This window comes from Intrasporangium sp. DVR (assembly GCF_040365325.1).
In the GTDB taxonomy this organism is placed as follows: domain Bacteria; phylum Actinomycetota; class Actinomycetes; order Actinomycetales; family Dermatophilaceae; genus Intrasporangium.
In genome coordinates this window covers 183872-206985 of sequence record NZ_BAABZW010000013.1, presented here as the reverse complement: position 1 = coordinate 206985, position 23114 = coordinate 183872, and the positions used below count along the sequence as shown (strand labels likewise).

22 protein-coding genes are annotated in these 23114 nt (G+C 72.1%); 7 read left to right on the top strand and 15 right to left on the bottom strand.

Annotated features, from left to right (window positions below; all coding sequences use genetic code 11):
* Positions 1-82: 82 nt before the first annotated feature.
* Together ABWV20_RS10595 and ABWV20_RS10590 are read right to left on the bottom strand one after the other, a co-directional pair.
* Entirely contained in the window at positions 83-655 is a 573-nt protein-coding gene (locus ABWV20_RS10595) for an HhH-GPD-type base excision DNA repair protein (protein WP_353355119.1), read from the bottom strand.
* Between the two features lie 109 nt (positions 656-764).
* On the bottom strand, positions 765-1430 hold the full coding sequence (locus ABWV20_RS10590; RefSeq protein WP_353355118.1) for an IMPACT family protein: 666 nt from the start codon (positions 1428-1430) through the stop codon (positions 765-767).
* A gap of 62 nt (positions 1431-1492) precedes the next feature.
* Here ABWV20_RS10590 and crcB (ABWV20_RS10585) point away from each other — a divergent pair, with 62 nt between their 5' ends.
* Positions 1493-1996: a fluoride efflux transporter CrcB gene (crcB, locus tag ABWV20_RS10585; RefSeq protein ID WP_353355117.1), complete on the top strand. Its 504-nt coding sequence runs from the start codon at positions 1493-1495 to the stop codon at positions 1994-1996.
* Positions 1993-2364, top strand: a complete 372-nt coding sequence (gene crcB / locus ABWV20_RS10580) for a fluoride efflux transporter CrcB (protein WP_353355116.1) — start codon at positions 1993-1995, stop codon at positions 2362-2364. The genes crcB (ABWV20_RS10585) and crcB (ABWV20_RS10580) overlap by 4 nt, the downstream gene beginning before the upstream one ends.
* 81 nt (positions 2365-2445) lie before the next feature.
* Here the strand turns inward: crcB (ABWV20_RS10580) and ABWV20_RS10575 are convergent, their stop codons facing one another.
* Positions 2446-3123, bottom strand: a complete 678-nt coding sequence (locus ABWV20_RS10575; RefSeq protein WP_353355115.1) for a sirohydrochlorin chelatase — start codon at positions 3121-3123, stop codon at positions 2446-2448.
* Positions 3124-3248: 125 nt separating this feature from the next.
* Here ABWV20_RS10575 and cobA point away from each other — a divergent pair, with 125 nt between their 5' ends.
* Together cobA and ABWV20_RS10565 are read left to right on the top strand one after the other, a co-directional pair.
* The gene (gene cobA, locus ABWV20_RS10570; protein WP_353355114.1) at positions 3249-4349 is read left to right on the top strand and encodes a uroporphyrinogen-III C-methyltransferase; all 1101 of its coding nucleotides are present in this window, start codon (positions 3249-3251) and stop codon (positions 4347-4349) included.
* Positions 4346-5518 carry a uroporphyrinogen-III synthase gene (locus tag ABWV20_RS10565; protein ID WP_353355113.1) on the top strand — a complete coding sequence of 391 codons (1173 nt, stop codon included), beginning with the start codon at positions 4346-4348 and terminating at the stop codon, positions 5516-5518. Before cobA ends, ABWV20_RS10565 begins: the two co-directional genes overlap by 4 nt.
* A gap of 51 nt (positions 5519-5569) precedes the next feature.
* Here the strand turns inward: ABWV20_RS10565 and ABWV20_RS10560 are convergent, their stop codons facing one another.
* The 3 genes from ABWV20_RS10560 to ABWV20_RS10550 form a co-directional block, all read right to left on the bottom strand.
* Positions 5570-5995 (bottom strand): PPOX class F420-dependent oxidoreductase, encoded by a 426-nt coding sequence (locus ABWV20_RS10560; RefSeq protein WP_353355112.1) that lies wholly within the window; start codon positions 5993-5995, stop codon positions 5570-5572.
* Between the two features lie 86 nt (positions 5996-6081).
* Positions 6082-6762 (bottom strand): response regulator, encoded by a 681-nt coding sequence (locus ABWV20_RS10555; RefSeq protein ID WP_353355111.1) that lies wholly within the window; start codon positions 6760-6762, stop codon positions 6082-6084.
* Positions 6762-8081 (bottom strand): sensor histidine kinase, encoded by a 1320-nt coding sequence (locus ABWV20_RS10550; RefSeq protein WP_353355110.1) that lies wholly within the window; start codon positions 8079-8081, stop codon positions 6762-6764. The genes ABWV20_RS10555 and ABWV20_RS10550 overlap by 1 nt, the downstream gene beginning before the upstream one ends.
* A 171-nt stretch (positions 8082-8252) precedes the next feature.
* Here ABWV20_RS10550 and ABWV20_RS10545 point away from each other — a divergent pair, with 171 nt between their 5' ends.
* Complete coding sequence (locus tag ABWV20_RS10545; RefSeq protein WP_353355109.1) at positions 8253-8927, top strand: DUF4352 domain-containing protein; 675 nt, start codon at positions 8253-8255, stop codon at positions 8925-8927.
* Between the two features lie 94 nt (positions 8928-9021).
* On the opposite strand, the gene ABWV20_RS10540 is transcribed toward ABWV20_RS10545, so the two are convergent.
* Positions 9022-10383, bottom strand: a complete 1362-nt coding sequence (locus ABWV20_RS10540) for an adenylate/guanylate cyclase domain-containing protein (protein ID WP_353355108.1) — start codon at positions 10381-10383, stop codon at positions 9022-9024.
* Between the two features lie 100 nt (positions 10384-10483).
* Between ABWV20_RS10540 and ABWV20_RS10535 the strand changes: the two genes are divergently transcribed.
* Entirely contained in the window at positions 10484-12301 is a 1818-nt protein-coding gene (locus tag ABWV20_RS10535) for a DEAD/DEAH box helicase (RefSeq protein ID WP_353355107.1), read from the top strand.
* A 77-nt stretch (positions 12302-12378) separates the two neighbouring features.
* On the opposite strand, the gene ABWV20_RS10530 is transcribed toward ABWV20_RS10535, so the two are convergent.
* The 4 genes from ABWV20_RS10530 to ABWV20_RS10515 all read right to left on the bottom strand — a co-directional run bounded on the left by ABWV20_RS10530 (position 12379) and on the right by ABWV20_RS10515 (position 15282).
* On the bottom strand, positions 12379-12750 hold the full coding sequence (locus ABWV20_RS10530; protein WP_353355106.1) for a Rieske (2Fe-2S) protein: 372 nt from the start codon (positions 12748-12750) through the stop codon (positions 12379-12381).
* A 117-nt stretch (positions 12751-12867) separates the two neighbouring features.
* Positions 12868-13836, bottom strand: coding sequence for an SDR family NAD(P)-dependent oxidoreductase (locus ABWV20_RS10525; protein WP_353355105.1), 969 nt, complete (start codon positions 13834-13836; stop codon positions 12868-12870).
* Positions 13837-13877: 41 nt separating this feature from the next.
* A complete protein-coding gene (locus ABWV20_RS10520; RefSeq protein ID WP_353355104.1) occupies positions 13878-14852 on the bottom strand; it encodes a glycoside hydrolase family protein in 975 nt (324 codons plus the stop codon).
* 58 nt (positions 14853-14910) lie between these two features.
* Positions 14911-15282, bottom strand: coding sequence for a winged helix-turn-helix transcriptional regulator (locus tag ABWV20_RS10515; RefSeq protein ID WP_353355103.1), 372 nt, complete (start codon positions 15280-15282; stop codon positions 14911-14913).
* Positions 15283-15386: 104 nt separating this feature from the next.
* Here ABWV20_RS10515 and ABWV20_RS10510 point away from each other — a divergent pair, with 104 nt between their 5' ends.
* Positions 15387-16244 carry an SDR family oxidoreductase gene (locus ABWV20_RS10510; protein WP_353355102.1) on the top strand — a complete coding sequence of 286 codons (858 nt, stop codon included), beginning with the start codon at positions 15387-15389 and terminating at the stop codon, positions 16242-16244.
* A gap of 118 nt (positions 16245-16362) precedes the next feature.
* On the opposite strand, the gene nirD is transcribed toward ABWV20_RS10510, so the two are convergent.
* From nirD to ABWV20_RS10490, 4 genes are read right to left on the bottom strand one after another with little or no spacing between them, the layout of a single operon-like run.
* Complete coding sequence (nirD, locus tag ABWV20_RS10505) at positions 16363-16836, bottom strand: nitrite reductase small subunit NirD (RefSeq protein WP_353355101.1); 474 nt, start codon at positions 16834-16836, stop codon at positions 16363-16365.
* On the bottom strand, positions 16836-19415 hold the full coding sequence (gene nirB / locus ABWV20_RS10500) for a nitrite reductase large subunit NirB (protein WP_353355100.1): 2580 nt from the start codon (positions 19413-19415) through the stop codon (positions 16836-16838). Before nirB ends, nirD begins: the two co-directional genes overlap by 1 nt.
* A complete protein-coding gene (locus ABWV20_RS10495; RefSeq protein WP_353355099.1) occupies positions 19415-21010 on the bottom strand; it encodes an FAD-dependent oxidoreductase in 1596 nt (531 codons plus the stop codon). Before ABWV20_RS10495 ends, nirB begins: the two co-directional genes overlap by 1 nt.
* The gene (locus ABWV20_RS10490) at positions 21007-23046 is read right to left on the bottom strand and encodes a molybdopterin oxidoreductase family protein (RefSeq protein WP_353355098.1); all 2040 of its coding nucleotides are present in this window, start codon (positions 23044-23046) and stop codon (positions 21007-21009) included. Before ABWV20_RS10490 ends, ABWV20_RS10495 begins: the two co-directional genes overlap by 4 nt.
* Positions 23047-23114: the final 68 nt, after the last annotated feature.

Genomic DNA, 23114 nt, shown 5'->3' with positions numbered 1-23114 from the left:
CCTGACCCAGCTGACCTGACCCGGCTGACCTGACCCGGCTGACCTGACCCGGCTGACCGGCCGACCCGTGCGGGCCGGCGGGTCAGCCCTGGTCGCGCAGCTCCGCCTTCTTGGCCTTCTTGTACTCCCGCACCTTGGTGCGCGAGGCGTCGTCGACGACATCGGCGATCGAGCGGTGCCCCGGCCGGCCGTAGTCGCCCGTCGCCTCCTCCCATCCGCGCGGCGTCACGCCGAACTGCTTGGCGAGCAGCGCCGCAAAGATGCGGGCCTTCTGGTCACCGAACCCGGGGAGGCTGCCGATCCGCCTGACCAGCTCGGCACCGGACTCCACGCCGGTCCAGATGGTGGCCGCGTCGCCGTCCCACTCGTCGACGATCGCCTGGCACAGCTGCTGCGTCCGTGTCGCCATCGACCCGGGGAAGCGGTGCAGGGCCGGTGGGGTCTTGAAGTGCTCGAGCAGCGTCGTCGGGGCCAGCGCCGCGATCGTGGCGGCGTCGAGCCGGTCGACTCCCATCCGCTGGGCGAGGACGCTGGGCGAGGTGAAGGCCTTCTCCATCGTCACCTGCTGGTCGAGCAGCATCCCGATGATGAGTGCGAGCGGGTCGCGCTCGAGGAGGGCGTTGCCTTCGTCGGTCGTCGCCAGGTGCAGAGCCATGCCCCCATCTTGTCGTATGCCGCTGGGCGGGCACCCGCGCTCACCGCCCCTCCCGCAACACACCCGGTTGCGTGCGACACACCGGGGTCGGAGGCCGGTGTGTTGCAAGTTACCGGGTGTGTTGCGGTGGAGTGGTGTCGATCCAGGTGGTCGGCCCGGTGGTGGCCCGGGCGGTGCCGGACGTCAGCGAGGCGACGAAGCCGGCCAGGTCGTCGACCTCGTCCAGCGCGACCGCGACATGGAGGCGGACCCCGGTCGTGAGGTAGTCGACGCCGGTGACGGAGACCCCCGAGCGGCCGCGGAGGGCATGCTCGACGCGCGGGCCGTCCGCATGACCCACGTCGACGGTCACCCCGAGGCGCAGCTCCCGGACGACGAGCCGCGCCGCGTCGAGTCCCGCGCCCACCGCGTCGCCGTACGCCCGGATGAGGCCACCGGTGCCGAGCAGCACCCCGCCGAACCACCGCGTCACGACCGCGACCACGTCGCTGACGCCGCGGCCCCGCAGGACCTCGAGCATGGGCGCCCCTGCCGTCCCGGACGGTTCACCGTCATCGTTGCTCCGCTGCACACCACCGTCGGGGCCGAGGATGAAGGCGGTGCAGTGGTGCCGGGCTTCGCGGCTGCCGGCTCGCACGGCCTCGATGACGTCGCGGGCCGCCTCCTCCGTCTCCACGCGCTCGAGGTCACAGACGAACCGCGAGCGTCGCACCTCGATCTCGGCACTGGACCGGCCGGCGAGGGTCACGTAGGAGCGGAGGGAGCTCAGCGGCATACCCTTTCATCGACACGACCAGGGGACGCCACGAGTATGCCGGTGGGCACGAAAGGACACGAATGGGCTCGCACCCGGTGCATGGTCCCGTCCACGGACCCGTCGACCCTGACGTCACACCCGACGACGTGCGCACGAGCGAGCTCGACCACGCCGTCGTCACGGACCGCCTCGACGTGCTCGCCGTCATCGCGCTCGGCGGGGCCCTCGGCGCGGCTGCGAGATACGGCACGGGGCAGCTCTGGCCGACGACGCCGGGTGGCCTGCCGTGGGCGACTCTCGTGGTCAACGTCGCCGGTTCGTTCCTGCTCGGCCTCCTCATGGTCTACGTGACCGATGTCTGGCCCCCGAGGCGGTACGTGCGCCCGTTCCTCGGGGTCGGTGTGCTCGGTGGTTTCACGACGTTCTCCGCGTACGCCCTCGACGCCCGGGCCCTCCTCGCGGACGGCCGGGCCACGGCCGCCCTCGCCTACGTCGCGGGGACACTTGCCCTCGCGCTCGCAGCCGTCGTCGCGGGTGCGCTCGTCGGTCGGGTCCTCACGCGGGCACGGAGCAGCGCGCGATGACCCTCCTGCTCGTCATGCTGGGCGGTGCCGTTGGCGCGCCCCTGCGCTACGTCATGGACCTCGTCGTGCAGCGCTGGCACGGCGGCCGTCTCCCGTGGGGCACGTTCACCGTCAATGTCACCGGGTCCCTTATGCTCGGCCTGGTGCTGGGTTTCGGAGCGACCGGGGCCGTGTCGGCCGAGGTGCTCGCCCTCGCAGGGACCGGCCTGTGCGGAGCGCTGACGACCTACTCCACCTTCAGCTTCGAGACGGTCCGCCTCCTCGAGGAGGGAGCGCTCGGGGCCGCGGTCGGCAACGTGCTGCTCAGCCTCGTCGGAGGTCTGGCGGCCGGCGGCCTCGGATGGGTCCTGGCGCAGGGCGTGGGGTGAGTCGGCTCCTGCCAGGAGGGGGCGTCCGTGCGGCGCCCGACGACAGCAGTCGCGGCGACGCCACGCGCTTTGAGCCCCGGTTCAGCCCTCGTAGCGGTCGAGCACGATGTCGACGAGCGTGCGGGACGGCGGCTCCGTCGGCAGGAGCAGTGGTGCCGTGACGACGTCGGCGCCGGACCGTGATACGAGGTCGGCGAAGAAGCCGGGCGCGAGGAGGTAGGTCGCGACGACGACCCGCCCGCCGGCCTCTCGCGCGCGCGCCACCGCCGCGTCGAGTCGGGGCTCCGCCGCCGAGAGGTATGCCGCTGGGCTCGGTCTGCCGATGAGCCGACCGAGCGCGTCGGCGAGGTCCCGACAGTCGTCGACCGCGCGGCCGTCGGAGCTGCCCGCTGCGGCGAGGACGACGTGGTCGTCGTCGCGCAGCCCAGCCTCGTCGAGCCGGTCTGCGAGGAGCTGCGCGAGCCGGGGGTCGGGGCCGAGGGCACCGGCGAGGCTCGCTGCGGGATGGGTGGCGACCGCCTCTGACAGGTCCACGTGGACGTGGTAGCCGGCCGAGAGCAGGAGCGGGACGACTCGGCCCGGCGCGCCGCCGAGGCTGTCGAGCACCTGGTTGACGTCGGGCTCCTGGACGTCGACGAAGGCCGCTCGCACGTCGAGATCAGGTCGGCGGGCCGCGACGGCGGACACGAGGCCGGCGACCGCGGCCCGGCCCTCGGGCGAGCCCGTCCCGTGTGAGCAGGCGATGAGGGCAGGAGGCACGCCCCAACTCTGCCATCGAGGTGGGTCGTTACCGGGATCTGCCATGACGGAAATGCGGGGGAAACACGGTGTTCCTACGGTGGGGGCAGGATCCGGGCACGCACGCCGCCGACGAGAGGAGCGCCATGCTGATCGAGACCGACCTGACCGGCGTGCCGGTGGTCGTCGTCGGTGTGCCCTCGGAGACGGGTCCCGTGGTCGAGCGGTACGAGCGGTGCGGTGCGGTCGTCTCGGTCTGGGACCAGCCCGCAGCTGCCGGGGTCGCTGACGTCGCCGCGGCCGGCGCGGGACACACCGGTGCCCGGCTGGCCGTCGTCGTCGGCCGGGCCCGCTCCTGGCCCGAGACCACCGGGCTGCGCAAGCGGTGCATCGTCGTCGAGGAGCCTGCCGCGAGCCTCTCGCGCGGGCGGGTGGTCCTCGTCGGTGCCGGCCCCGGCGGGCCCGGCACGATGACCGTGGACGCGGTGCGGGCGCTCGCCGACGCCGACGTAGTCCTGGCGGACCGACTGGCCTCGGTGGGGGACCTGGCCCGGTTCGCTCCCGGCGCTGAGATCGTCGACGTCGGCAAGCGGCCGGGGCACCACGCGGTTCCCCAGCGGGAGATCGAGGCCCTCATGGTCGAGCGCGCACAACAGGGGCTGACCGTCGTGCGCCTCAAGGGAGGCGACCCCTACGTCTTCGGTCGCGGCTCGGAGGAGGTGGCCGCCGCCGTCGCGGCCGGGCTCCCCGTGACGGTGGTGCCCGGGGTCACGTCCGCGGTCGCCGTGCCGGGTGCAGCCGGGATCCCGGTCACGCAGCGGGAGGTGAGCCACCTCTTCACCGTCGTCTCCGGGCACGCGCCGCTCACCTCGGAGCAGGCTGCGTCACTCGCACGGCTCGGCGGGACGATCGTGTTCCTCATGGGTGTGCAGAACCTCGTGCCCCTCACCAGTGCGCTCCTGGCCGCCGGCCTCGACCGGGACACGCCCGCCGCCGTCGTCGAGCGCGGCCTCACGCCGGACATGCGCAGCCTCACCTCCCCGCTGGGCCGTCTCGCTGAGGAAGCGGCGCACGCCCGGGTCTCCGCGCCGGCCGTCATCGTCATCGGCGACGTGGTGCGCCAGTCGGACGTCTGGGCCCGGCGCCTGACCGTTCGAGAGCCGTCCACGTCGGGGACCGGGACCGGACCCGGGGAGCGAGCCCAGCGGCATACGGCATCGGGTCCCGAGCGGGTGGAGGCGGGATGACGAGGCGGCATCCCCGGACGGCCTGGTCGGACCAGCTCGCCGGGCCGGACGCCGACCTGAGGCGCAGCGAGCCGACCGGGCTGGTGCTCAGCGGCTTCCGCATCGGGGTGACCTCCGACCGTCGGTCCGCGGACCTGATCGACGCCTTCGTGCGCCGCGGTGCCGAGGTGATCCACGCACCTGCGGTGCACATCGCTCCGGTCGAGGAGGACGAGATCCTCGTCGCCGACACCGAGGCGATCATCGCGGCCCGTCCGGACGTCGTCATCGTGACGACGGCCTATGGCCTGCGGCGCTGGATCGAGTGCGCCGAGGCCGCCGGGCTCGGCGAGGCGCTGCACGCCACGTTGGCCGAGGCGCGGATCGTCGTGCGCGGCCCGAAGGCGCGAGGGGCGGTTCGCGCGGCGGGGCTGGAGGACGACGCGGTCGCCGCCGACGAACGCACTGCCTCGACCATCTCGCTCGCGCTCGAGGGGGGCGCCAACGGGAGGGTCGTGGCAGTCCAGCTGCACGGTCACGAGGACGTGGAGCAGCTCGAGCGGCTGCGTTCGGCCGGCGCCATCGTCCACACCGTCGCCCCCTATCGCTGGGTGCGCCCCACCGACGAGAGCCGCCTCGGAAGGCTGTGCGCCGCCATCGCCGCGCGTGAGGTGGATGTCGTGACCTTCACCTCGGCGCCCGCCGTCGACGGCCTCGTGTCAGCCGCGGGACAGCTCGGCCTCGACGGGGTGGTGCTCGACGCCCTGCGCTGTGGCGTCACCGCTGCGGCCGTCGGGCCCGTGACCGCGGAGCCGCTCCTCGACCTCGGCGTGAACCCGATCGTGCCCGAGCGGTTCCGGATGGGGGCCCTGATCCGGCTGGTCATCGAGCACCTGACGATGAATGGCGTCAGCGAGGTCGAGACTGCGCTCGGCCGCCTCGTCGTGCACGGGCGCACGGTGACGTTCGGCGGCCAGACCGCCACCTTGTCGCGGGGGGCCCGGGCGATGCTGGGGGCGCTCATGTCCGAGCCCGGAGCCGTGCTGAGCCGAGAGCGACTGCTCGACGAGCTGCCCGACGCCGAGAGTGAGCACGCCCTCGACATGGCGGTGAGCCGGCTGCGCGCGGCACTGCCCGAGCGCGACCTCGTCCAGACCGTGGTGCGTCGGGGCTACCGACTCAACGTGTAGGGGTTCGCTGGCCCGGGGGTGTCAGCCGGTGTCGGGCCGTGTCAGGCGGTGTCACGCGGAGGCACGAGGAGTGACGGGGGTGACTCGGATGCCGACCCGCGGCTTGCGCTGCATGAACCTGCCGAGGAGGTCCTCGGCCACGTTGCCGATCCGGGCGAGCGGGTACTTTGCGGACATCGCCCGTCGCACCTCGTCGACACCGCGCGGGTCCCGCACGAGCGTCGCGGTCCCGTGCCAGACGGGCGCGTCTGCCGCGACCCGCCCTCGAACATCGCACGGCCGCAGCTCGACCCGCCTGGTGTGCGCCAGCCGCCTCGTCTTGCCCTGGCCGTCGACCGAGATGAGGACGACCGCGTCGCCGCTCCGAGCCACCCACATCGGTGTCGCAACGGGCTGCCCGGACCGGCGAAACGTCGTCACGGACAGGTAGCGGTGGGCGGCGATCTCGTCGAGTCGCCTGCTGAGGTCGGGTTCCACGCAGCCACCCTAGGACGCCGGGACGCCCCAGGGGTGCACCCGTGACACTGACCCGTGTCACGGGTCAGTGTCACAGTGGCCCGCGGTCAGGTGAGCAGGCCGGCGCGGTCGGCGAGGACAGCGGCCTGTGCCCGGTTGTCGACGCCGAGCTTGGCCAACGCGCTCGACACATGGGTCTTCACCGTGGTCTCGCTGACGAAGAGCTCCCGCGCCAGTGCGGAGTTCGACCGGCCCCGAGCGAGCCCGGCCACGATCTCCCGCTCCCGGTCGGTGAGTTCGGCGACGAGCCCAACCGCCTGCGCCCGCTGGGCCGTCATCGGATCCTCCCGGACCCGGGTGAACAGCTGCGCGGCCGTCTTCGGCGAGACCGCGCCGAGGCCCATGGCCACGTTGCGAATCCCGGAGAGGATCTCCTCCGGGGACGCGGACTTGAGCAGGAACCCGTCGGCACCCGCCTCGATCGCCCGGCCGGCGACGTCGTCGTGGTCGAAGACCGTGAACATGAGAACCTTCGGTGCCTCAGGTCGCGCCTTGACCGCGCGGATCGTCTCCAGACCACTGACGCGCGCCATCCGCACGTCCAGCACGATGACGTCCGGCCGATGCGCGAGCACCGCCGCGACGACCTCGTCACCGTCACTGACCTCGGACACGACCTCGATGTCCGGCGCGACGCTGAGCATGTGCCGCACCCCCATCCGCACCACCGGGTCGTCGTCCACGAGCATCACCCGGATCGGGCGGGCCGCGGCCGCAGTGTCGTCCATCAGTTCCCCTTGCCCGTGGCCACCGCGGACAGCCGCCACGGCAGCCGGATCGAGACGCGGAAGACCGCCTCGTCGTCCGCACCCCACTGCATGTCCCCGCCATAGTGCTCCACCCGCTCACCGATGCCCGCCAGCCCCGTCCCGGGCCGCGAGCCCTCATCTCCCGGTCGAGGCCACGTCGGCGGCGGCAGATGGTTGGCCGTCCCGATGACCAAGGACCCCTCGGCCCGACCGCCGGTCACCGTGAGGCGCACCGGCACCGTCGCCGCGTGCTTGCGCGCGTTGGTGAGCAGCTCCTGAACGATCCGGTAGGCGGCCTGCGCGAGCGGGGGGTCCATCGCCTCGCCGTCCTCGACGTAGACCGTCGCGACCAGCGGCATCCCGGCCGTCACCGAGTCGTCGATGAGCGACCGGACGTCCCGCAGCGTCTTCGTCGGCGCGGCAACGTCAGGGTCGTCGGGGTTGCGCAGGATGTTGAGCAGCGAGTGGAGCTCCGAGACGGACCGGGCCGCCGTCTCCCGGACGACGTGCGCCGACTCCTTGATCTGCGCCGCGGTCCCTGGCGCCTCTCCCGACTCGGCCATCGCCTCCAGGGCTCCGGCGTGCACGGAGAGGATCGAGAGGTTGTGGCCCAGCCCGTCGTGGATCTCGCGGGCAAGCTTCTCCCGCTCGGCTTGCCGGGAGACCTGGTCCGTGAGCGTCGTCACGGCCTCGCGCTCCGATGCCACGACCACCTCGGCCGTCCGCAGCGCAGCTCGGGTCCGCAGCCACAGACCCACCCCGGCGAACGCCCCGATGAGCAGGACAGTGAGCACGACCGGCATGAACCATGCCACCGGCTCGTCCTCCGAGCCGAGGATGGTGCCCCAGAACGACGTCGCAGCCGGCGTGGCGACTGCATCGCGCCAGACCGCCAACGCCGTGACCGCGGTGACGAGCGCGGCGAGCCCGAGGACCTCCCGCCAAGGGCGCATCGCCACGACCCAGATCAAGGCGACCAGAGCGACCGTCGGGCCGAGCTGCGCCACGAGCGCTGCTGCCGAACCCGCGAACGTCAGAGCCACCGGCCATCGGTCACGCCAACCGACCGCGATGGTCAGGCCGGCCCCGAGGAGGAAGACGAGCATCGCCGGCCCGCTCGTCGGGTCCGACATGCTCGGCGTCAGCCCAGCGGCCGCCGCCCGGCGGCCGTCCAGCCCAGACGTCGCATAGACCCCGTCGACCAGGACGAGAAAGGCCAGACCCAGCGTCCGCGCCCGCCGCCCGAGAGCCAGGCGGCGCACGAGGTCAGGTGACCCGGGGAGCGAGCTGAGCGGCATACGACACAAGGTAGGACACCGCGCCGACGCTCCACCTCCGCCCTTCGGGCAGCCGACCCACACGCGCCCTCGTCCTTTCGGTCACCCTCTCTGCCCGCCCGCCCGAGGTCCGGGAGGGCCGCCGAGCGCCACAGTCGTCCCGCAACGACCACCACGATCGAAGGAGTCGTCATGACGACGAACTGGCAGCCGCCCACCATCCCCGCCCCGCCAGCCCCGCCGAAGCCGAGCTGGTTCGCCCGGCACAAGGTCCTCACGACCTTCCTCGCCCTCGTCGTCATCCTCGTCCTGGCCGAGGCCTTCGGCGGCGCCGGCGACCCCGCGCCCGTCGCGGGGAGCGCCGGCCGGGAGGCCAGCGCCGAGGCTCCCGGGCGGACGACAGAGGCAGAGACCGACGAAGAGACCCGGACACAGACCGGGGAAGAGAGCGAGGAAGAGACCGAGGAAGTGGCGGCCACGATCGGGACGGCCGTGCGCGACGGGAAGTTCGAGTTCACCGTCACCAAGGTGCGCACGGGCATCAAGAGCGTCGGCAGCGACATGTTCGGCGAGAAGGCGCAGGGTCAGTTCGTCCTCGTGCACGTCACCGTCACCAACGTCGGCGACGAGTCTCAGTACTTCTCCGACTCGTCGCAGACGGTCCGCGACGCCAAGGGACGGGAGTTCTCCGCCGACACCGGGGCCGCGATCCACCTGGATGACAACGAAGTCTTCCTCAACGACATCAACCCCGGCAACACGGTCAAGGGCGTCCTCGTCTACGACATGCCGAAGGGCGCCAAGCCCGCGTCCATCGAGCTGCACGACTCGCCCTTCTCGGGAGGCGTCACCGTCCGTCTCGGCTGAGTGTCCACGACTCGGCCGGATGCCGCTGAGCTCGGTTCCGCGGCATCCGGCCGTCCCAGCCCTTCCGCACTGACCCGCCACACGGGTCAGTGCGTCAGCCCGGCGGCGTCGACCTCGTCGTGTCCTTCGCGGTGAGCCGGAACAGCTCCCACTCGCCCGGCACGCCCTTGAGCGTGGTGCTGCCCACCGGCTCGTAGTTGAGGCTGGCGCCGAGGACCAGGGTGCGGACCGTGTCGGTGAAGAGGATCTCGGAGGCCTGGGCGGCGGCGCTGACCCGGGCCGCCACGTGGATGGCGATCCCGACGAGGTCGTCACCCTGACGGAGCACCTCACCGGAGTGCACGCCCGCCCGGATCGTCAGACCGATCGCCTCCGCGTCCCCGACGACCTCGGCAGCACAGCGCAGCGCAGCGGACGGAACCGGGAACGAGACGAGGAACCCGTCGCCCATGGTCTTGATCTCCCGCCCGCCGAAGCGAGCGAGGGAGCGGCGGACGGCGGCGAAGTGCGCGTCGCGGGCGTACCTGAAACCCGCGTCACCCGTCCTCGCCGCAGCCTCGGTCGATCCCACCACGTCGGTGATGAGGATCGTGGCGACCTCGCGCTGGCCGCTCTGGCTCGGCCGGTAGGCCCCGAGGAACTGCTCGATCTCGGCGGTGACGTCGTGGAACGGCAGGAGGGTCGTCATCGGGCGTTCGCCCCGCACCAGCCGCAGCGTCGCGTTGGGCAGGTGGTCGGCGAGCCACTGCATGCTCTCGAGCGTCGCCAGGCGTTGCATCTCGACGTCGTGGAGGAGCAGCACGGGGGCCGTGATGCGCTCGAGGTAGGGCCGCAGGTCGAGGTCGGCGGTCATCTGCAGCAGCCGGGCCGCCGCCCGCGGCGTGGCCGACATGCTCTCGAGGCGCTTGAGCCAGGTGAGGTGCCGCGGCGACGCCGCGAAGTCGGGGGCCACGAGCTTGACCGCCATGCCCCGGCCCCAACCTCCCGAGCGGATCGCCGCAAGGGCCATCCGGAGCATCCGCGGATCCGGTCCGAAGGGGTAGCTGCGGTCGCGGTGCCCGACGGCGAGGGACTCACCGGCGATCACCGCGGCCACCCGGTCAGGGTGGAGCGCCGCCGCCAGCAGACTGAGCGAGCCCGCGTCGAGCCAGCCCATGACGACCGCGGTCGAGCTCTGGCACGCATCCATGACCGCGATGAGGTCGTCGCACCACCGCTCGGGGGAGGCGCCGGAGAGGTCCCGGTCCGAGAGCCCCGTCCCGCGCTTGTCGAAGATGATGACCCGGCCGAGGTCCGTCAGGTGCTCGAGGAACTCGACGTTCTCGGGCAGCTCCCAGTAGAGGTCGAGGTGCGAGATGAACCCCATCGAGAGCACGATGTCGCGGGGGCCCTCGCCGAGGACCCGGTAGGCGATGTCGGCCCCCTCGGACTGTGCGTACAACGTCTCTGGAATCATGCGTCCCCTTCGTCGAGACCCAGTATCGACCGGGAGGCGGCCGTACTGCACGAGGAGCAGGAGGCGACCGCAGGCACCGGAACGCGCTAGCGTCACAGGGGTGACTGACGACAACCCCGATTCCGGGCGGGAAACCGAGGCCGAGCAACCCGTCGGCGAGCCGACGTTCGCGGATCTCGGCCTCGACGAGCGGCTCCTCAAGGCGCTGCGCGACCTCGGCTACGAGCACCCCTCGCCGATCCAGGCCGCGACCATCCCCGCCCTGCTCCACGGGCGCCACGTCGTCGGGCTGGCCCAGACCGGCACGGGCAAGACGGCGGCCTTCGCCCTGCCGATCCTGGCGCAGCTCGACCTCAAGCAGAAGAAGCCGCAGGCGCTCGTGCTCGCGCCGACCCGCGAGCTCGCCCTGCAGGTGTGCGAGGCCTTCGAGCGGTATGCCGCCCACCTCCGCGGCGTGCACGTGCTACCGGTCTACGGGGGGCAGGGCTACGGCGTCCAGCTGAGCGCGCTGCGCCGGGGCGTCCACATCGTCGTCGGCACCCCCGGCCGGATCATGGACCACCTCGAGAAGGGCACCCTCGACCTCAGTGAGCTGCGCTTCCTCGTGCTCGACGAGGCCGACGAGATGCTGAAGATGGGCTTCGCCGAGGACGTCGAGACGATCCTCGCCGAGACGCCGGACGACAAGCACGTCGCCCTCTTCTCCGCGACGATGCCTGCCCCGATCCGGCGCATCTCGAGCAAGTACCTCACCGACCCGGTCGAGGTCACCGTCAAGAGCACGACCCGGACCGCGCCCAACATCACGCAGCGCTACCTCCTCGTCAGCTACCCCCAGAAGGTCGACGCCCTGACCCGGATCCTCGAGGTGGAGAACTTCGAGGCGATGATCGTCTTCGTCCGGACCAAGAACGAGACCGAGACCGTGGCCGAGCGCCTGCGGGCCCGCGGCTTCTCGGCGGCAGCCATCAACGGCGACGTCGCCCAGAACCAGCGCGAGCGCACCGTCGACCAGCTCAAGTCCGGCAAGCTCGACGTGCTCGTCGCGACGGACGTGGCCGCCCGCGGCCTCGACGTCGACCGGATCAGCCACGTCGTCAACTTCGACATCCCGACCGACACCGAGTCGTACGTCCACCGGATCGGACGCACCGGCCGGGCGGGCCGCAGCGGAGACGCCATCTCCTTCGTCACACCGCGAGAGCGGCACCTGCTCCGCGCCATCGAGAAGGCCACCCGGCAGGGCCTGACCGAGATGAAGATGCCCACCGTGGAGGACATCAACGTCGTCCGGCTGGGCCGCTTCGACGACGCGATCACCGCCGCCCTCGCGAGCGAGGAGCTCGACTTCTTCCGCCAGGTCGTCGGCCACTACGTCGAGGAGCACGACGTCCCGGAGGCCGATGTGGCGGCGGCGCTCGCCATCGTCATGCAGGGCGACGAGCCGATGCTCCTCTCGCCGGACGCCGAGCGTGAGCGGCCTCGTCGCGCCAGCGACCGTGACGACCGGCCGCGGAGGGACGAGCGGGGCGAGCGACGCAGCGGGGGCGGCGACCGGGCCGGGCGCGGGGAGCGCGGGGGAGCGGGCGAGCGACGCGACCGCCCCCGCGGGGCACGCGGAGGCGCGAGGGCGGACTTCGCGACCTACCGCATCGCCGTCGGCAAGCGCCATCGGGTCGAGCCGCGCCAGATCGTCGGGGCGATCGCCAACGAGGGCGGACTCGGGCGCGAGGACTTCGGGCACATCGACATCCGGGCCGACCACTCCCTCGTCGAGCTGCCCGCCGAGCTGCCGGCCGACGCGTGGAAGAAGCTCGGCCGGACGCGGATCTCCGGACAGCTGATCGAGCTCACGCGAGATGACCGCCCGAGCCAGCCCAGCGGCATACGGCCTCGTTCCTCCCCTCGGCAGACGTGAGGAAGCCCCGGTGGCGGGGCAGTGCCGCGCCACCGGGGCGTGTTCACGACTACAGCGTCGGGCTACCTCACGTCGCTTCAGGGCAGCGCGCGGTCGTACGTGTCGCCGTAGTAGGTGCCGAGCCGGTCCCGGTACTCCGGGTTGTCCAGATCTGCATCCGTCAGCTCCGGGGAGTCCTTGATCTGGTCCTTCGTCCGGTCCACATAGACCTTTTCGTCGTTCCAGTCGACCCGGTCGATGGTCCCTGCCGGAAGCATGACCTTGCGACCGAAGATCCACGGGCCGGTGTCGACGACGACATAGCTGCTGCCGACGTCGAGGGTGGTCCGGTCGATCTTGCCGATGTGGCCGTCGATGGCCTCCACGGAGAAGCCCGTCAGGTCCTTCCCGCGGGTCGTCACCTCAGCGCTCTCCCGATAGTTCCAGGCGTCCCAGGTGCGGGTAGCCATGGCTGTCTCCTCTCGTTCGAGTGTTGCGTGCACCTACCTCCCTACCCACCGCTTCGCGGGCGGTAAACCTGATCCAGCCGGAAAATCCCAGGACGCCGGATGACGCCGGGCCCGACGTCAGGGCCGCTCGTTGAAGCGTTGCGCCGCCCTGCGGCCCCACGTCGTCAAGGCGTTGACGATGGGGGAGTCGAGGCGACGCTCCGCCTCCCGGCCCTCGATCGTCCCGGTCCTGGCGTCGCTGCCCTCCGCAGGGCCGGGCAGGAGGCGGTTGGCCAGCCCCATGAGCCGCGTCGTCGTCCCCGGCAGGAGGCCGTGCACCCTGACGCCGACGTGGGTCAGCGGCGAGAGCATGACCATCGGCTTGCCGGCGAGGACGGCGTCGACCATGCGGCGGGCCGCGCGCTCGGCGTCCATGGAGAGCCCGGGCAGCGAGGCGGCTGGGCCGAACCAGGCGAACTCCTTCTCGGCCGCGCCGGCGAACCGGGCGCGCAGGTGCGATCCGGTCCGCATCAGGCCCGGAACGATCGTGGTCGCCGTCACCCCGGTGCCCTGGAGCTCCGCGGCGAGCCCGTCAGAGAAACCCACCGCCGCGAACTTCGCTGTGGCATAAGGCAGCAGGTGTGGTGGGGAGACCATGCCCCCGATGGACGTGACGGTGCCGATGTGCCCGCGCCGGCGCTCACGCAGGCGGGGCAGGACGGTGAGGGCGACGTTGATCGGCCCCCAGGCCATGGTGTTGATGGCGTCTTCGAAGTGGTCGAACGTCATCGACTCGGCAGGTCCGACCTGGATGATGCCGGCCACGGTGAAGACGGTGTCGATGGGACCGACGGTGGTCTCGACGTCGTCGACGAGCCGGCGGACGGACTCGCGGTCCCGCACGTCGCAGACGCGCTTCTCGGGCTGCCTCGCGGCCTGTCCGGCTGGACCACGGATCTGCTGCAGCTGCCGCAGACCCGACTCGAGCTCGTCCTCGGTCCTCGAGGCGATGACGACGCGGTAGCCACGCCGGGTCAGCTCCTTGGCGATGAGGAGCCCCAGACCCCGGGAACCGCCGACGACGAGTGCTACGGGTGGGGGCGTCATGGTGGTTCGCCTACCCAGCCGAACACCTGCTCCAACGTGGGTCAGCGGGCGACGAGGTAGCCCTCCGCGTCGAGCGTGACCGGAATCGGGTCGCTGATCTCGAGCCCGGCCCCCTCGTCACCGATGTCGAGGTGGAAGCCGAGGATGGCCGAGGTTCCGTCCCGGAGGGTGACGACGGGGGCCGCGTAGAGCAGGGGGTCGGCGGTGAAGGGCCGGGCGCGGCTCACGTCCCACGGGCCGGTGAGCGAGTCGGCCGGGACGGACCAGGTGCTGCAGCCCCGGGCGGTCGCGCGCCGCTCCGGGGTCATCTGGTCCTCGTGGCAGGAGAAGGTCAGGACCGGCCGTCCGTCCACGAGAACGCTGCGGATGACCTCGAGGTGGCCGAAGCCGGCGCCGGGTCGGCTGAGCGGCTTGCGCACCGCCCAGAGGTCGAGGTCGGGGCTCCATGCCGACCCCACCACTCCGTCGTCGTGCTCCCCGCCGTCGACGGCCCTCGCGGTGATGAGCATGTGCCACCCGTGGCCGTTGGGGTCGCGGAACACGAACGGGTCGCGCCAGGCCTCGCTGCTGCCCTCCATGTCCGGGCCGGTGGTGCCCCTCGGGTGGGTCGCCAGCGTCTTGTACCACCGGGGGTCGACGGGTGCGATGGGCTGGTTGCTGCCGCGCCGCCAGCGGCCCAGCTCGTCGGACAGGGCCATGCCGATGCGCTGGTCGTACGTGTGGTGGCCACGCCGCGAGAGCGCGGAGTAGAAGAGGCGCCACTGCGTGCCGTCGTGGACGACCGAGCCCGTCCAGATGGCGAGGTCGTCGAAGCCCATGTCCGAGGGGGCGAAGACCTCGCCGTGGTAGTCCCAGTGGACGAGGTCGGTCGAGCTCGCGTGGGCGATTCGAGCAGCCGTATGCCGCTGGGTCGCGTCCCCGAGCGAACGTGGCGCCTCGAGGAAGAAGAGGTGGTAGCGCGTGCCGTCGTCGGCGATCCAGGAGTCCCACACCCACGTGTCCTCGAGTGTCAGCATGCCTCGAGTCTTCCGAGCGGCGCCCGGGATGAAAAGGGCCTGGGATGTGATGGGTCGCTCAGCCGGCGCGGTCGAGGATCCCGGGTGCGTTCTCGACGAGCCAGTCCATCAGCGGGGTGAGCAGCCGTGCGAGGTCCGATCCGAGTGGCGTCAGGGAGTACTCCACGTGGGGTGGCACGACGGGCCGCGCGTCGCGTGCGACGAGCGCGTCGGCCTCCAGGGTGCGCAGCGTCTGGGCGAGCATCTTCTCGCTGACACCCTCCACGCGGCGCCGCAGCTCGCTCCACCGCAACGGGCGTCCGTCGGCCAGGGCGAGCAGCACGAGGAAGCCCCACTTGCTCGTCACGTGGTCGAGGACGACGCGGCTCGGGCAGCCGGCGGCGATGACCCCGTCCGGGAAGTGGCGCCGCAGACTCTGACTAACCTCCATGTCCGTACGTTACCTGGAAGTGGGTACTTCCTCTCGGGAAGTATGGTGGCGGTCCGGGAGTTTCCTCTCCTGACAACCCCACCACTGTGTTGGAAGGACCCCTCATGACCATCCTCGTCACCGGAGCGACCGGACCCCTCGGACGGCTCACCATCGACGCGCTCATCCACCGAGGCGTCGCGCCGGCCGACATCGCGGCACTCGTCCGGGACTCGGCCAGGGCACAGGACCTGCGGGACCGCGGCGTCCAGGTCCGGGTCGGCTCCTACGACGAGGCGGAGACGCTGGACGCCGCGCTCGCCGGCGTCGAGCGGCTCGTCTTCATCTCCGGCAGCGAGGTCGGCCAGCGGATCCTGCAGCACCAGAACGTCGTCGACGCGGCAGTGCGGGCAGGCGTGGGGCTCGTCGCCTACACGAGTGTGGTCCGGGCCGACACCTCGTCGCTCGGTCTCGCCGCAGAGCACAAGGCGACCGAGGAGATGCTCGCCGCGGCCGACCTGCCGTCCGTCCTGCTGCGCAACTCCTGGTACCTCGAGAACTACACCGCACAGATCCCGACGGTCCTCGAGCACGGCGTACTGCTCGGTGCTGCCGGGGACGGCCGCCTCAGTGCGGCTACCCGGGCCGACTTCGCCGAGGCCGCTGCCGCGGTCGTCACCGGGGAGGGTCACGCCGGACAGGTCTACGAGCTGGGCGGGGACACGGCCTTCACCCTGTCCGAGCTGGCCGCCGAGCTGGCTGCGCAGTCCGGGGCCGAGGTGACCTACCGCGACCTGTCGGTCGCCGACTACGCCGCGGCCCTCGTGGGCGCGGGTGTCCCGGAGGGCTACGCCATGGCGCTCGCCACCAGCGACGACGCGATCAAGGGCGGGGCGCTGCTCGTCGAGACCGGCGACCTCGGCCGGCTCATCGGCCGCCCGACGACGACGATGCCCGAGGCGATCAGGGCCGCCCTCGCCTGACCCCCTCCCCCCCGCAACACACCCGCTTACCTCGGACACACCCGCGTCGAATCCGGGTGTGTCCGAGGTAAGCCGGTGTGTTGCGGGGTCGGCAAGGGTCGGCAGGGGTCGGCAGGGGTCAGCGGGGTGGAGCCGGGGTGCCGATGCGGACGATCCCTCCGACGACCCGGACGGCATGGGTCTGCACCGAGACCGCCTCGTCGTCGAGCGCCTGCCCCGTCCGCAGCGAGAAGACCTGCTTGAGCAGCGGCGAGGCCACGGTCGGCTCGCCGCCCCGGTCGCCCGTCAGACCCCGGGAGAGGACAGCGGCGCCGGAGTACGGGTCGATGTTGTCGATGGCGTAGATCATCCCGTTGGGCTGGAGGAAGAGAGCGGCCTGGATCCCTCCGGGCAGCAGGACCGCGACGCCGCGACCGGGCACGAGCCTTCGGACCGGGCAGGCGTCGACCCAGGCCTTCGGCCCGGGAGCGGGCAGGATGCCCGGCCGGACCACCGCGCGGGGCGTCCGCTCGATGGCCGGCGCGGCAGGAGCCTGAGCAGCGGTCCCCGCGGTCGCAGCACCGGCTGCCGGAGCGGTGATGGTCGTCGTCATCAGTGGCCTTCCTCTCGAGGAGCTGATCTGTCGGCGGGTCCTGGCATTCCGAGCAGCAAGGGCACCCGCCTCGGCCCGTTGTCGTCGAAGCCGACCATGGGGTCCGCCTCCTCCGGCGCATTGACGAAAGAGACGAACTGCGACAGCTTGGCCGGGTCGTCGAGCACCGCCTTCCACTCGTCCCGGTAGCCGGCCACGTGTCGCTCCATGGCGACCTCGAGGTCGGTCGCGATCTCCAGCGAGTCCTCGCACACCACCGCGCGGAGGTGGTCGAGACCTCCCTCGAGCGACTCGAGCCACGGCGCGGTCCGCTGCAACCGGTCCGCCGTGCGGACGTAGAACATGAGGAAGCGGTCGATGTAGCGCACGAGCGTCTCGTTGTCGAGGTCGCTCGCGAGCAGCTGGGCGTGGGCAGGGGACTGGCCACCGTTGCCGCAGACGTAGAGGTTCCACCCCTTGTCGGTCGCGATCACACCGACGTCCTTCCCCCGCGCCTCCGCGCACTCACGGGCGCAGCCGGAGACGCCGAGCTTGATCTTGTGCGGCGCCCGCAACCCGCGATACCGGTGCTCCAGAGCCACCGCCATCCCGACCGAGTCCTGCACCCCGTAGCGGCACCAGGTCGAGCCGACGCACGACTTCACCGTGCGCAGGGACTTCCCGTACGCCTGGCCGGACTCCATCCCCGCATCCACGAGCCGCTGCCAGATGGCCGGGAGCTGCTCGACCCGCGCCCCGAAGAGGTCGATCCGCTGACCGCCGGTGACCTTGACGTAGAGGCCGAAGTCCTGCGCGACCTGTCCGATGGTGATGAGCTGCTCGGCGGTCACCTCGCCGCCCGGCATCCGCGGCACGACCGAGTAGGTGCCGTTCTTCTGGATGTTGGCCAGGAAGTGGTCGTTGCTGTCCTGCAGGGCCGCCTGCTCGCCGTCGAGGACGTGGTCGCTGGAGGTCGAGGCGAGGATGGAGGCAACGGTGGGCTTGCAGATCTCGCAGCCGGTGCCCGAGCCGTACCGCGAGATGAGTCCGGAGAAGGTCCGGATGCCCGTCGCCACCACGATCTCGAAGAGCTCGGCCCGGCTCTGCTCGAAGTGCTCGCACAGCGCCGTGGACAGCTCCACGCCCGAGTCGACGAGGAGGCGCTTGACGGTCGGCAGGCATCCTCCGCACGTCGTGCCTGCGTTGGTGCAGCCCTTGATCGAGGCGAGGTCGCACGCCCCGTCCGAGATGGCGCTGCAGATCGCACCCTTGGTGACGTTGTTGCACGAGCAGATCACCGCGTCGTCGGGCAGGGCGGAGCCGAGCGCGACGTCGTCCGCGCCCGAGGGGGAGATGAGCGCGGCAGGGTCCCCGGGGACCTCGCGGCCCACGAACGCCTTGAGTGTCGTGTACGCAGTGGCGTCGCCGACGAGGACGCCGCCGAGCAGGGTCCGGGCGTCGTCGGAGACGACGACCTTGGCGTAGGTGCCCTTCGTGGCGTCGGTGTGGATGATCTCGAGCGCACCCGGCGTCGCACCCATGGCGTCACCGAAGGATGCGACGTCGACCCCGAGCAGCTTGAGCTTCGTCGACAGGTCGGCGCCGGGGAACGTCGCCTCGCCGCCGAGGAGACGGTCGGCGACGACCTCGGCCATCGCGTAGCCGGGAGCCACGAGGCCGTAGCAGCGACCGTCGACAGCCGCGACCTCCCCGACCGCCCAGACGCCCGGAGCAGACGTGCGGCACGCGAGGTCGGTCACGATGCCGCCGCGGTCCCCGACGTCGAGGCCGGCGGCCCGTGCAAGGGCATCGGCGGGCCGCACGCCGGCGGAGAAGACGACGAGGTCGGTGAGCAGCGCTGTGCCGTCGGACAGCTCGACGGCGAGCCGACCGTCCCCCTGCGGGTCGATCGACTGCGTCCCGGCGCCCGTGTGGACCTCCACTCCGAGCCCCTTGACGAGGCGCTCGAGCACGATGCCGCCCCCTTCGTCGACCTGCAGCGGCATGAGCCTCGGGGCGAACTCGACCACGTGCGGCTTGAGGCCCAGGAGCCGGAGCGCGTTCGCGGCCTCGAGCCCGAGCAACCCGCCGCCGACGACGAGGCCGTTCGCCGGCCGGCCCTCCGTCGCTGCCCGTTCGATCGCGGCCTCGGCCGCGGTGCGGATGCCGTCGAGGTCGTCCAGCGTCCGGTAGACATGGCACCCCGGGGAGTCGTGCCCCGGCACCGGCGGGACGAACGGGTAGGACCCGGTCGCGATGACGAGATCGTCGTAGTGGAAGCGCTCACCCGGTTCCGTGGTGACCACCCTTGCGTCAGAATCGATCTCAGCCACCCGCGTTGCCAGCCTGAGCTCGACGAGGTCGTCAGCGGCATACGTGTTGTTGGGGAGGGCGAGCGCCGCCCGATCCCAGGCGCCGACGTAGGAGGAGAGGCCAACGCGGTCGTATGCCGCTGAGCTCTCCTCCGCGAGGACGGTGACCTTCCAGCCGCGCTGGGTGTCGCGGGAGCGAAGCGCCTCGACGAAACGGTGGCCGACCATGCCGTGGCCGATGACGACGACGTGACGGGTCGCCTCGGGGGCGGGGAGGGTGCTGCTCATCAGGCTGCTCCTTCTGCGGACGCTGAGACCGGTCGGGGTTGGGCGGGACGCTGCGGTGCCCGCGCGGCTGGCTGGGGTGGTTCGGCGGTGGCCAGCCAGGCGCAGAGGCCTTCGACGGCAGAGGAGCAGGTGCCGCAGCCGGTGGTGGCACGGGTCGACTCGGCGACGGCCTCGACCGTGGTGCACCCGTCGCGGTGGGCCGACACGATCTGGGACTTGGTGACGGTGTTGCAGCGGCAGATGACGGTCGGGCCGGGCATCTCGGCCAGGTTCACCGACTCGGGGCCCCCCGACCTGGTGACGGCGCGACCGAGCATGAGGGTCAGCCGGTCTCGCGGCACGACCGCGGCGGTGTCGTAGAGCTGGGTGAGCGGACCCGCGGCGTCGCCGACCCCGAGCAGGATCGCCCCCACGAGCCGGTCGTTGCGCAGGACGAGCTTGGCGTAGCGTCCGCGACGCGGGTCGGTGAAGGCGAGCACCTCGTGGTCGCGGTCGTGGACGTCGACATCGATGCGGCCCATGCTCGTCAGGTCGATGTCGTGGGCCTTGAGTCGCGTCAGGACGTTCGTGCCCTCGTACCGCGCGGTGTCGTCCCCGCTGAGGACGTCGGCCAGGACCCGCGCCTGGTCCCAGCCGGGCTGGACGAGGCCGGGCACGACGCCGCGATGCTGTGAGCACTCGCCGACGGCGTGCACGTGGGGGACCGACGTGGCGAGGCGGTCGTCGACGACGATCCCGCGGTCGACGTGCAGGCCGATCCGCTGGGCGAGGTCAACACGAGGTCGGACGCCTGTCGAGACGACGACGAGGTCGGCCGGAAGGGACGTCCCGTCGTCGAGGAGGACCGTCGGCGTCCCGGCGTCCGCGTGACGGGCGACGACGCAGCGGCCGAGGAGGAGCCGGGCCCCGATCTCGTGGAGGACCCGCGTCAGGACGGCCCCACCGTCTGCGTCCATCTGTCGCTCCATCGGGACGCCCGCCGCGTGGACCACGGTGACGTCGACGCCCTTGCGGAGCAGGCCGCGCGCCGCCTCGATGCCGAGCAGACCCCCGCCGATGACGACCGCGTGGCGGGCGGCGCGGACGTGCTCGGCGATACGGCCGCAGTCGTCGATGGTGCGGAAGGCGACCACGCCGGACTCCGGGCCGGTGTCGCCGGCGATGGTCGGGACGAAGGGGGTGCTCCCCGTGGCGAGCACGAGCTCGTCCCAGGCGAGCACCTGGCCCGGCACCGCGCCGCCCTCGAGCGTGGCGGTCCGTGCCGTCGGTTCGATGCCGGTCACCTGGACGCCGGTGAGGACGTCGATGTGGCGGGCGGTCCACCATCCTGCTGGCTTCAGTCGGGTCTCACGGGGAGTGAGCGTGCCGCCGACGACGGCGGAGAGCAGGACCCGGTTGTAGGCCTCGTGCGGCTCCTCGCCGACGACCGTGATCGCGAACCGTGTTGCGCCCGGGTCCCGCTGCCGCAGCTCCTCGGCGAAGCGGGCGCCGGCCATGCCGTTGCCGACGACGAGCACGCGCCGCCGCACCCCCTCCTCGATCGAGAGAGCACTTCGCGACACGCCAGCGCCACTCTCGATGGGGGTGGGGGTCATCGGAGCGCCTCCAGTCGCACGGCGCACGCCTTGAACTCGGGCATGCGGCTGGTCGGGTCGAGAGCGGGGTTGGTCACGTTGTTCGCCGCAGCGGCGCCGGCCCAGTGGAAGGGGAGGAAGACCGTGTCGGCGCGAACGTCGTCACTCACCCGTACCTCGGCGAGGGTGCGGCCGCGTCGGCTGACGACGACCGCCTCGACCCCGTCTGCCAGCCCCGCCGCCTCGGCCGTGTCAGGGTGCACCTCGACGAACATCGGACCGGCCGCCCGGGCGAGCTCGGCCACGAGCCGGGTCTGCGCGCCCGACTGGTAGTGGGCCAGCACGCGCCCGGTGGTCGCGGTCAGCGGATACGCCGGGTCGGCGCGCTCGGACGGTCCCTGCTGGTCCACGGGCACGAAGCGGGCGCGCCCGTCCGGAGTCGCGAAGCGGTCGAGGAAGAGCCGCGGAGTGCCGGCTGGGCGTTCGGCGGTGCACGGCCAGTGGAGCGCCTCCCCGGCGTCGAGACGGTCCCACGTCACGGCCGAGTAGTCCGCGGGCCCACCGGCCGACGCCTCCCGCAGCTCGTCGAACACCACCCGAGGATCGGTCGGGAGCTCGACCGGCGACCCGATCCGCCGGGCCAGGTCCGACCAGATCTCCAGCTCGCTGCGGCAACCAGCCGGAGCGGTCACCGCCTGGCGGCGACGGAGCACCCGCCCTTCGAGGTTCGTCACCGTGCCCTCCTCCTCGGCCCACTGGAGGACCGGAAGCACGACGTCCGCCATGGCGGCGGTCTCCGACAGGACGAAGTCACAGACGACGAGCAGGTCCAGCGAACCGAGCCGCTCCGCCACGCGCCCGGACTCGGGAGCCGAGACCACCGGGTTGGATCCGTGCACCATGAGCATCCGCGGGCCACCGTCGCTACCGAGGGAGTCCAGCAGCTCGAAGGCGCTCCGACCCGGACCGGGCAGCGAGTCGGCCGGCACACCCCACACCGCTGCGACGTGCGTGCGGGCTGCCGGGTCGTCGATCCGTCGGTAGCCGGGGAGCTGGTCCGCCTTCTGGCCGTGCTCGCGGCCGCCCTGCCCGTTGCCCTGCCCGGTGATCGTGCCGAAGCCGGCGCCCCGGGTGCCGGGCAGGCCCAGCACGAGCGACAGCGCGATGATGGCAGTCACCGTGTCGGTGCCGCCGGCGTGCTGCTCGGACCCACGCGCACTGAGGACGTAGGCCCCACGCTCCGTGTCGCGGGCGCGGGCGAGGGTGGCGACGGCGGCGCGCATCGTCGCAGCGGCCACCCCGGTCACCCGCTCGGTCCGCTCCGGCAACCACTGTGCTGCCACGGCCCACAGGTCATCGAAGCCGGTCGTTCGGGTGTCGATGTAGTCCCGGTCCGCGTAGCCCTCGGTCACCGCGATGTGCACCATCCCCAGAGCCAGCGCGGTGTCGGTCCCGGGCCGCAGCTGCAGGTGCAGGCCGCCTCCGTCGAGGGCCTTCGCCGCCGTGGGGGTGAGGCGGGGGTCGGAGACCATGAGCCCGCCGGCCTCTGCTGATCGGTGCAGGTGCGACAGGAAGGGTGGCATCGTCTCCGCCGGGTTCGCGCCGAGGAGGAGCACCGCCTGGGCCGAGCCGAGGTCCGTCACCGGAAAGGGCAGCCCCCGGTCCAGGCCGAAGCAGCGGATCCCCGCGGCCGCCGCCGAGGACATGCACCACCGGCCGTTGTAGTCGATCTGTGCCGTGCCGACGACGGCGCGCGCGAACTTCCCGAGCTGGTAGGCCTTCTCGTTGGTCAGCCCGCCCCCGCCGAAGAGGGCAACCCCATCGGAGCCGTATGCCGCTCGCGTCCTCACGATGCCGTCGGCCACGACGGCGAGGGCTGAGTCCCAGGACGCCTCGCGGAGAACGCCGTCACGGCGGACCAGGGGAGCGGTGAGCCGGCTCGGTGAGCGCAGGACCTCGGCGCTCGTCCAGCCCTTCTGGCACAGGCCGCCGCCGTTCGTCGGGAAGCGCCGTGCCGCAACGGTCAGGTCAGCGGCGCTCGCGCCGGTCAGGGTCATGGCGCACTGGAGCCCGCAGTACGCGCAGTGCGTGTCGGTCCCGGCCCGGTGGATGGCCGGGCCACTCG

Excerpts from the sequence above, each read along its gene's own strand:
- ABWV20_RS10490 (WP_353355098.1), bottom strand. The coding sequence starts at position 23,046 with ATGACCCTGACCGGCGCGAGCGCCGCTGACCTGACCGTTGCGGCACGG.
- ABWV20_RS10520 (WP_353355104.1), bottom strand. The coding sequence starts at position 14,852 with ATGCTGACACTCGAGGACACGTGGGTGTGGGACTCCTGGATCGCCGAC.
- ABWV20_RS10550 (WP_353355110.1), bottom strand. The coding sequence starts at position 8,081 with ATGCCGCTCAGCTCGCTCCCCGGGTCACCTGACCTCGTGCGCCGCCTG.
- ABWV20_RS10595 (WP_353355119.1), bottom strand. The coding sequence starts at position 655 with ATGGCTCTGCACCTGGCGACGACCGACGAAGGCAACGCCCTCCTCGAG.
- crcB (WP_353355116.1), top strand. The coding sequence starts at position 1,993 with ATGACCCTCCTGCTCGTCATGCTGGGCGGTGCCGTTGGCGCGCCCCTG.
- nirD (WP_353355101.1), bottom strand. The coding sequence starts at position 16,836 with ATGACGACGACCATCACCGCTCCGGCAGCCGGTGCTGCGACCGCGGGG.
- ABWV20_RS10540 (WP_353355108.1), bottom strand. The coding sequence starts at position 10,383 with ATGATTCCAGAGACGTTGTACGCACAGTCCGAGGGGGCCGACATCGCC.
- cobA (WP_353355114.1), top strand. The coding sequence starts at position 3,249 with ATGCTGATCGAGACCGACCTGACCGGCGTGCCGGTGGTCGTCGTCGGT.
- ABWV20_RS10525 (WP_353355105.1), bottom strand. The coding sequence starts at position 13,836 with ATGACGCCCCCACCCGTAGCACTCGTCGTCGGCGGTTCCCGGGGTCTG.
- ABWV20_RS10510 (WP_353355102.1), top strand. The coding sequence starts at position 15,387 with ATGACCATCCTCGTCACCGGAGCGACCGGACCCCTCGGACGGCTCACC.
- ABWV20_RS10515 (WP_353355103.1), bottom strand. The coding sequence starts at position 15,282 with ATGGAGGTTAGTCAGAGTCTGCGGCGCCACTTCCCGGACGGGGTCATC.
- ABWV20_RS10495 (WP_353355099.1), bottom strand. The coding sequence starts at position 21,010 with ATGACCCCCACCCCCATCGAGAGTGGCGCTGGCGTGTCGCGAAGTGCT.
- crcB (WP_353355117.1), top strand. The coding sequence starts at position 1,493 with ATGGGCTCGCACCCGGTGCATGGTCCCGTCCACGGACCCGTCGACCCT.
- ABWV20_RS10555 (WP_353355111.1), bottom strand. The coding sequence starts at position 6,762 with ATGGACGACACTGCGGCCGCGGCCCGCCCGATCCGGGTGATGCTCGTG.
- ABWV20_RS10565 (WP_353355113.1), top strand. The coding sequence starts at position 4,346 with ATGACGAGGCGGCATCCCCGGACGGCCTGGTCGGACCAGCTCGCCGGG.
- ABWV20_RS10545 (WP_353355109.1), top strand. The coding sequence starts at position 8,253 with ATGACGACGAACTGGCAGCCGCCCACCATCCCCGCCCCGCCAGCCCCG.
- ABWV20_RS10530 (WP_353355106.1), bottom strand. The coding sequence starts at position 12,750 with ATGGCTACCCGCACCTGGGACGCCTGGAACTATCGGGAGAGCGCTGAG.
- nirB (WP_353355100.1), bottom strand. The coding sequence starts at position 19,415 with ATGAGCAGCACCCTCCCCGCCCCCGAGGCGACCCGTCACGTCGTCGTC.
- ABWV20_RS10590 (WP_353355118.1), bottom strand. The coding sequence starts at position 1,430 with ATGCCGCTGAGCTCCCTCCGCTCCTACGTGACCCTCGCCGGCCGGTCC.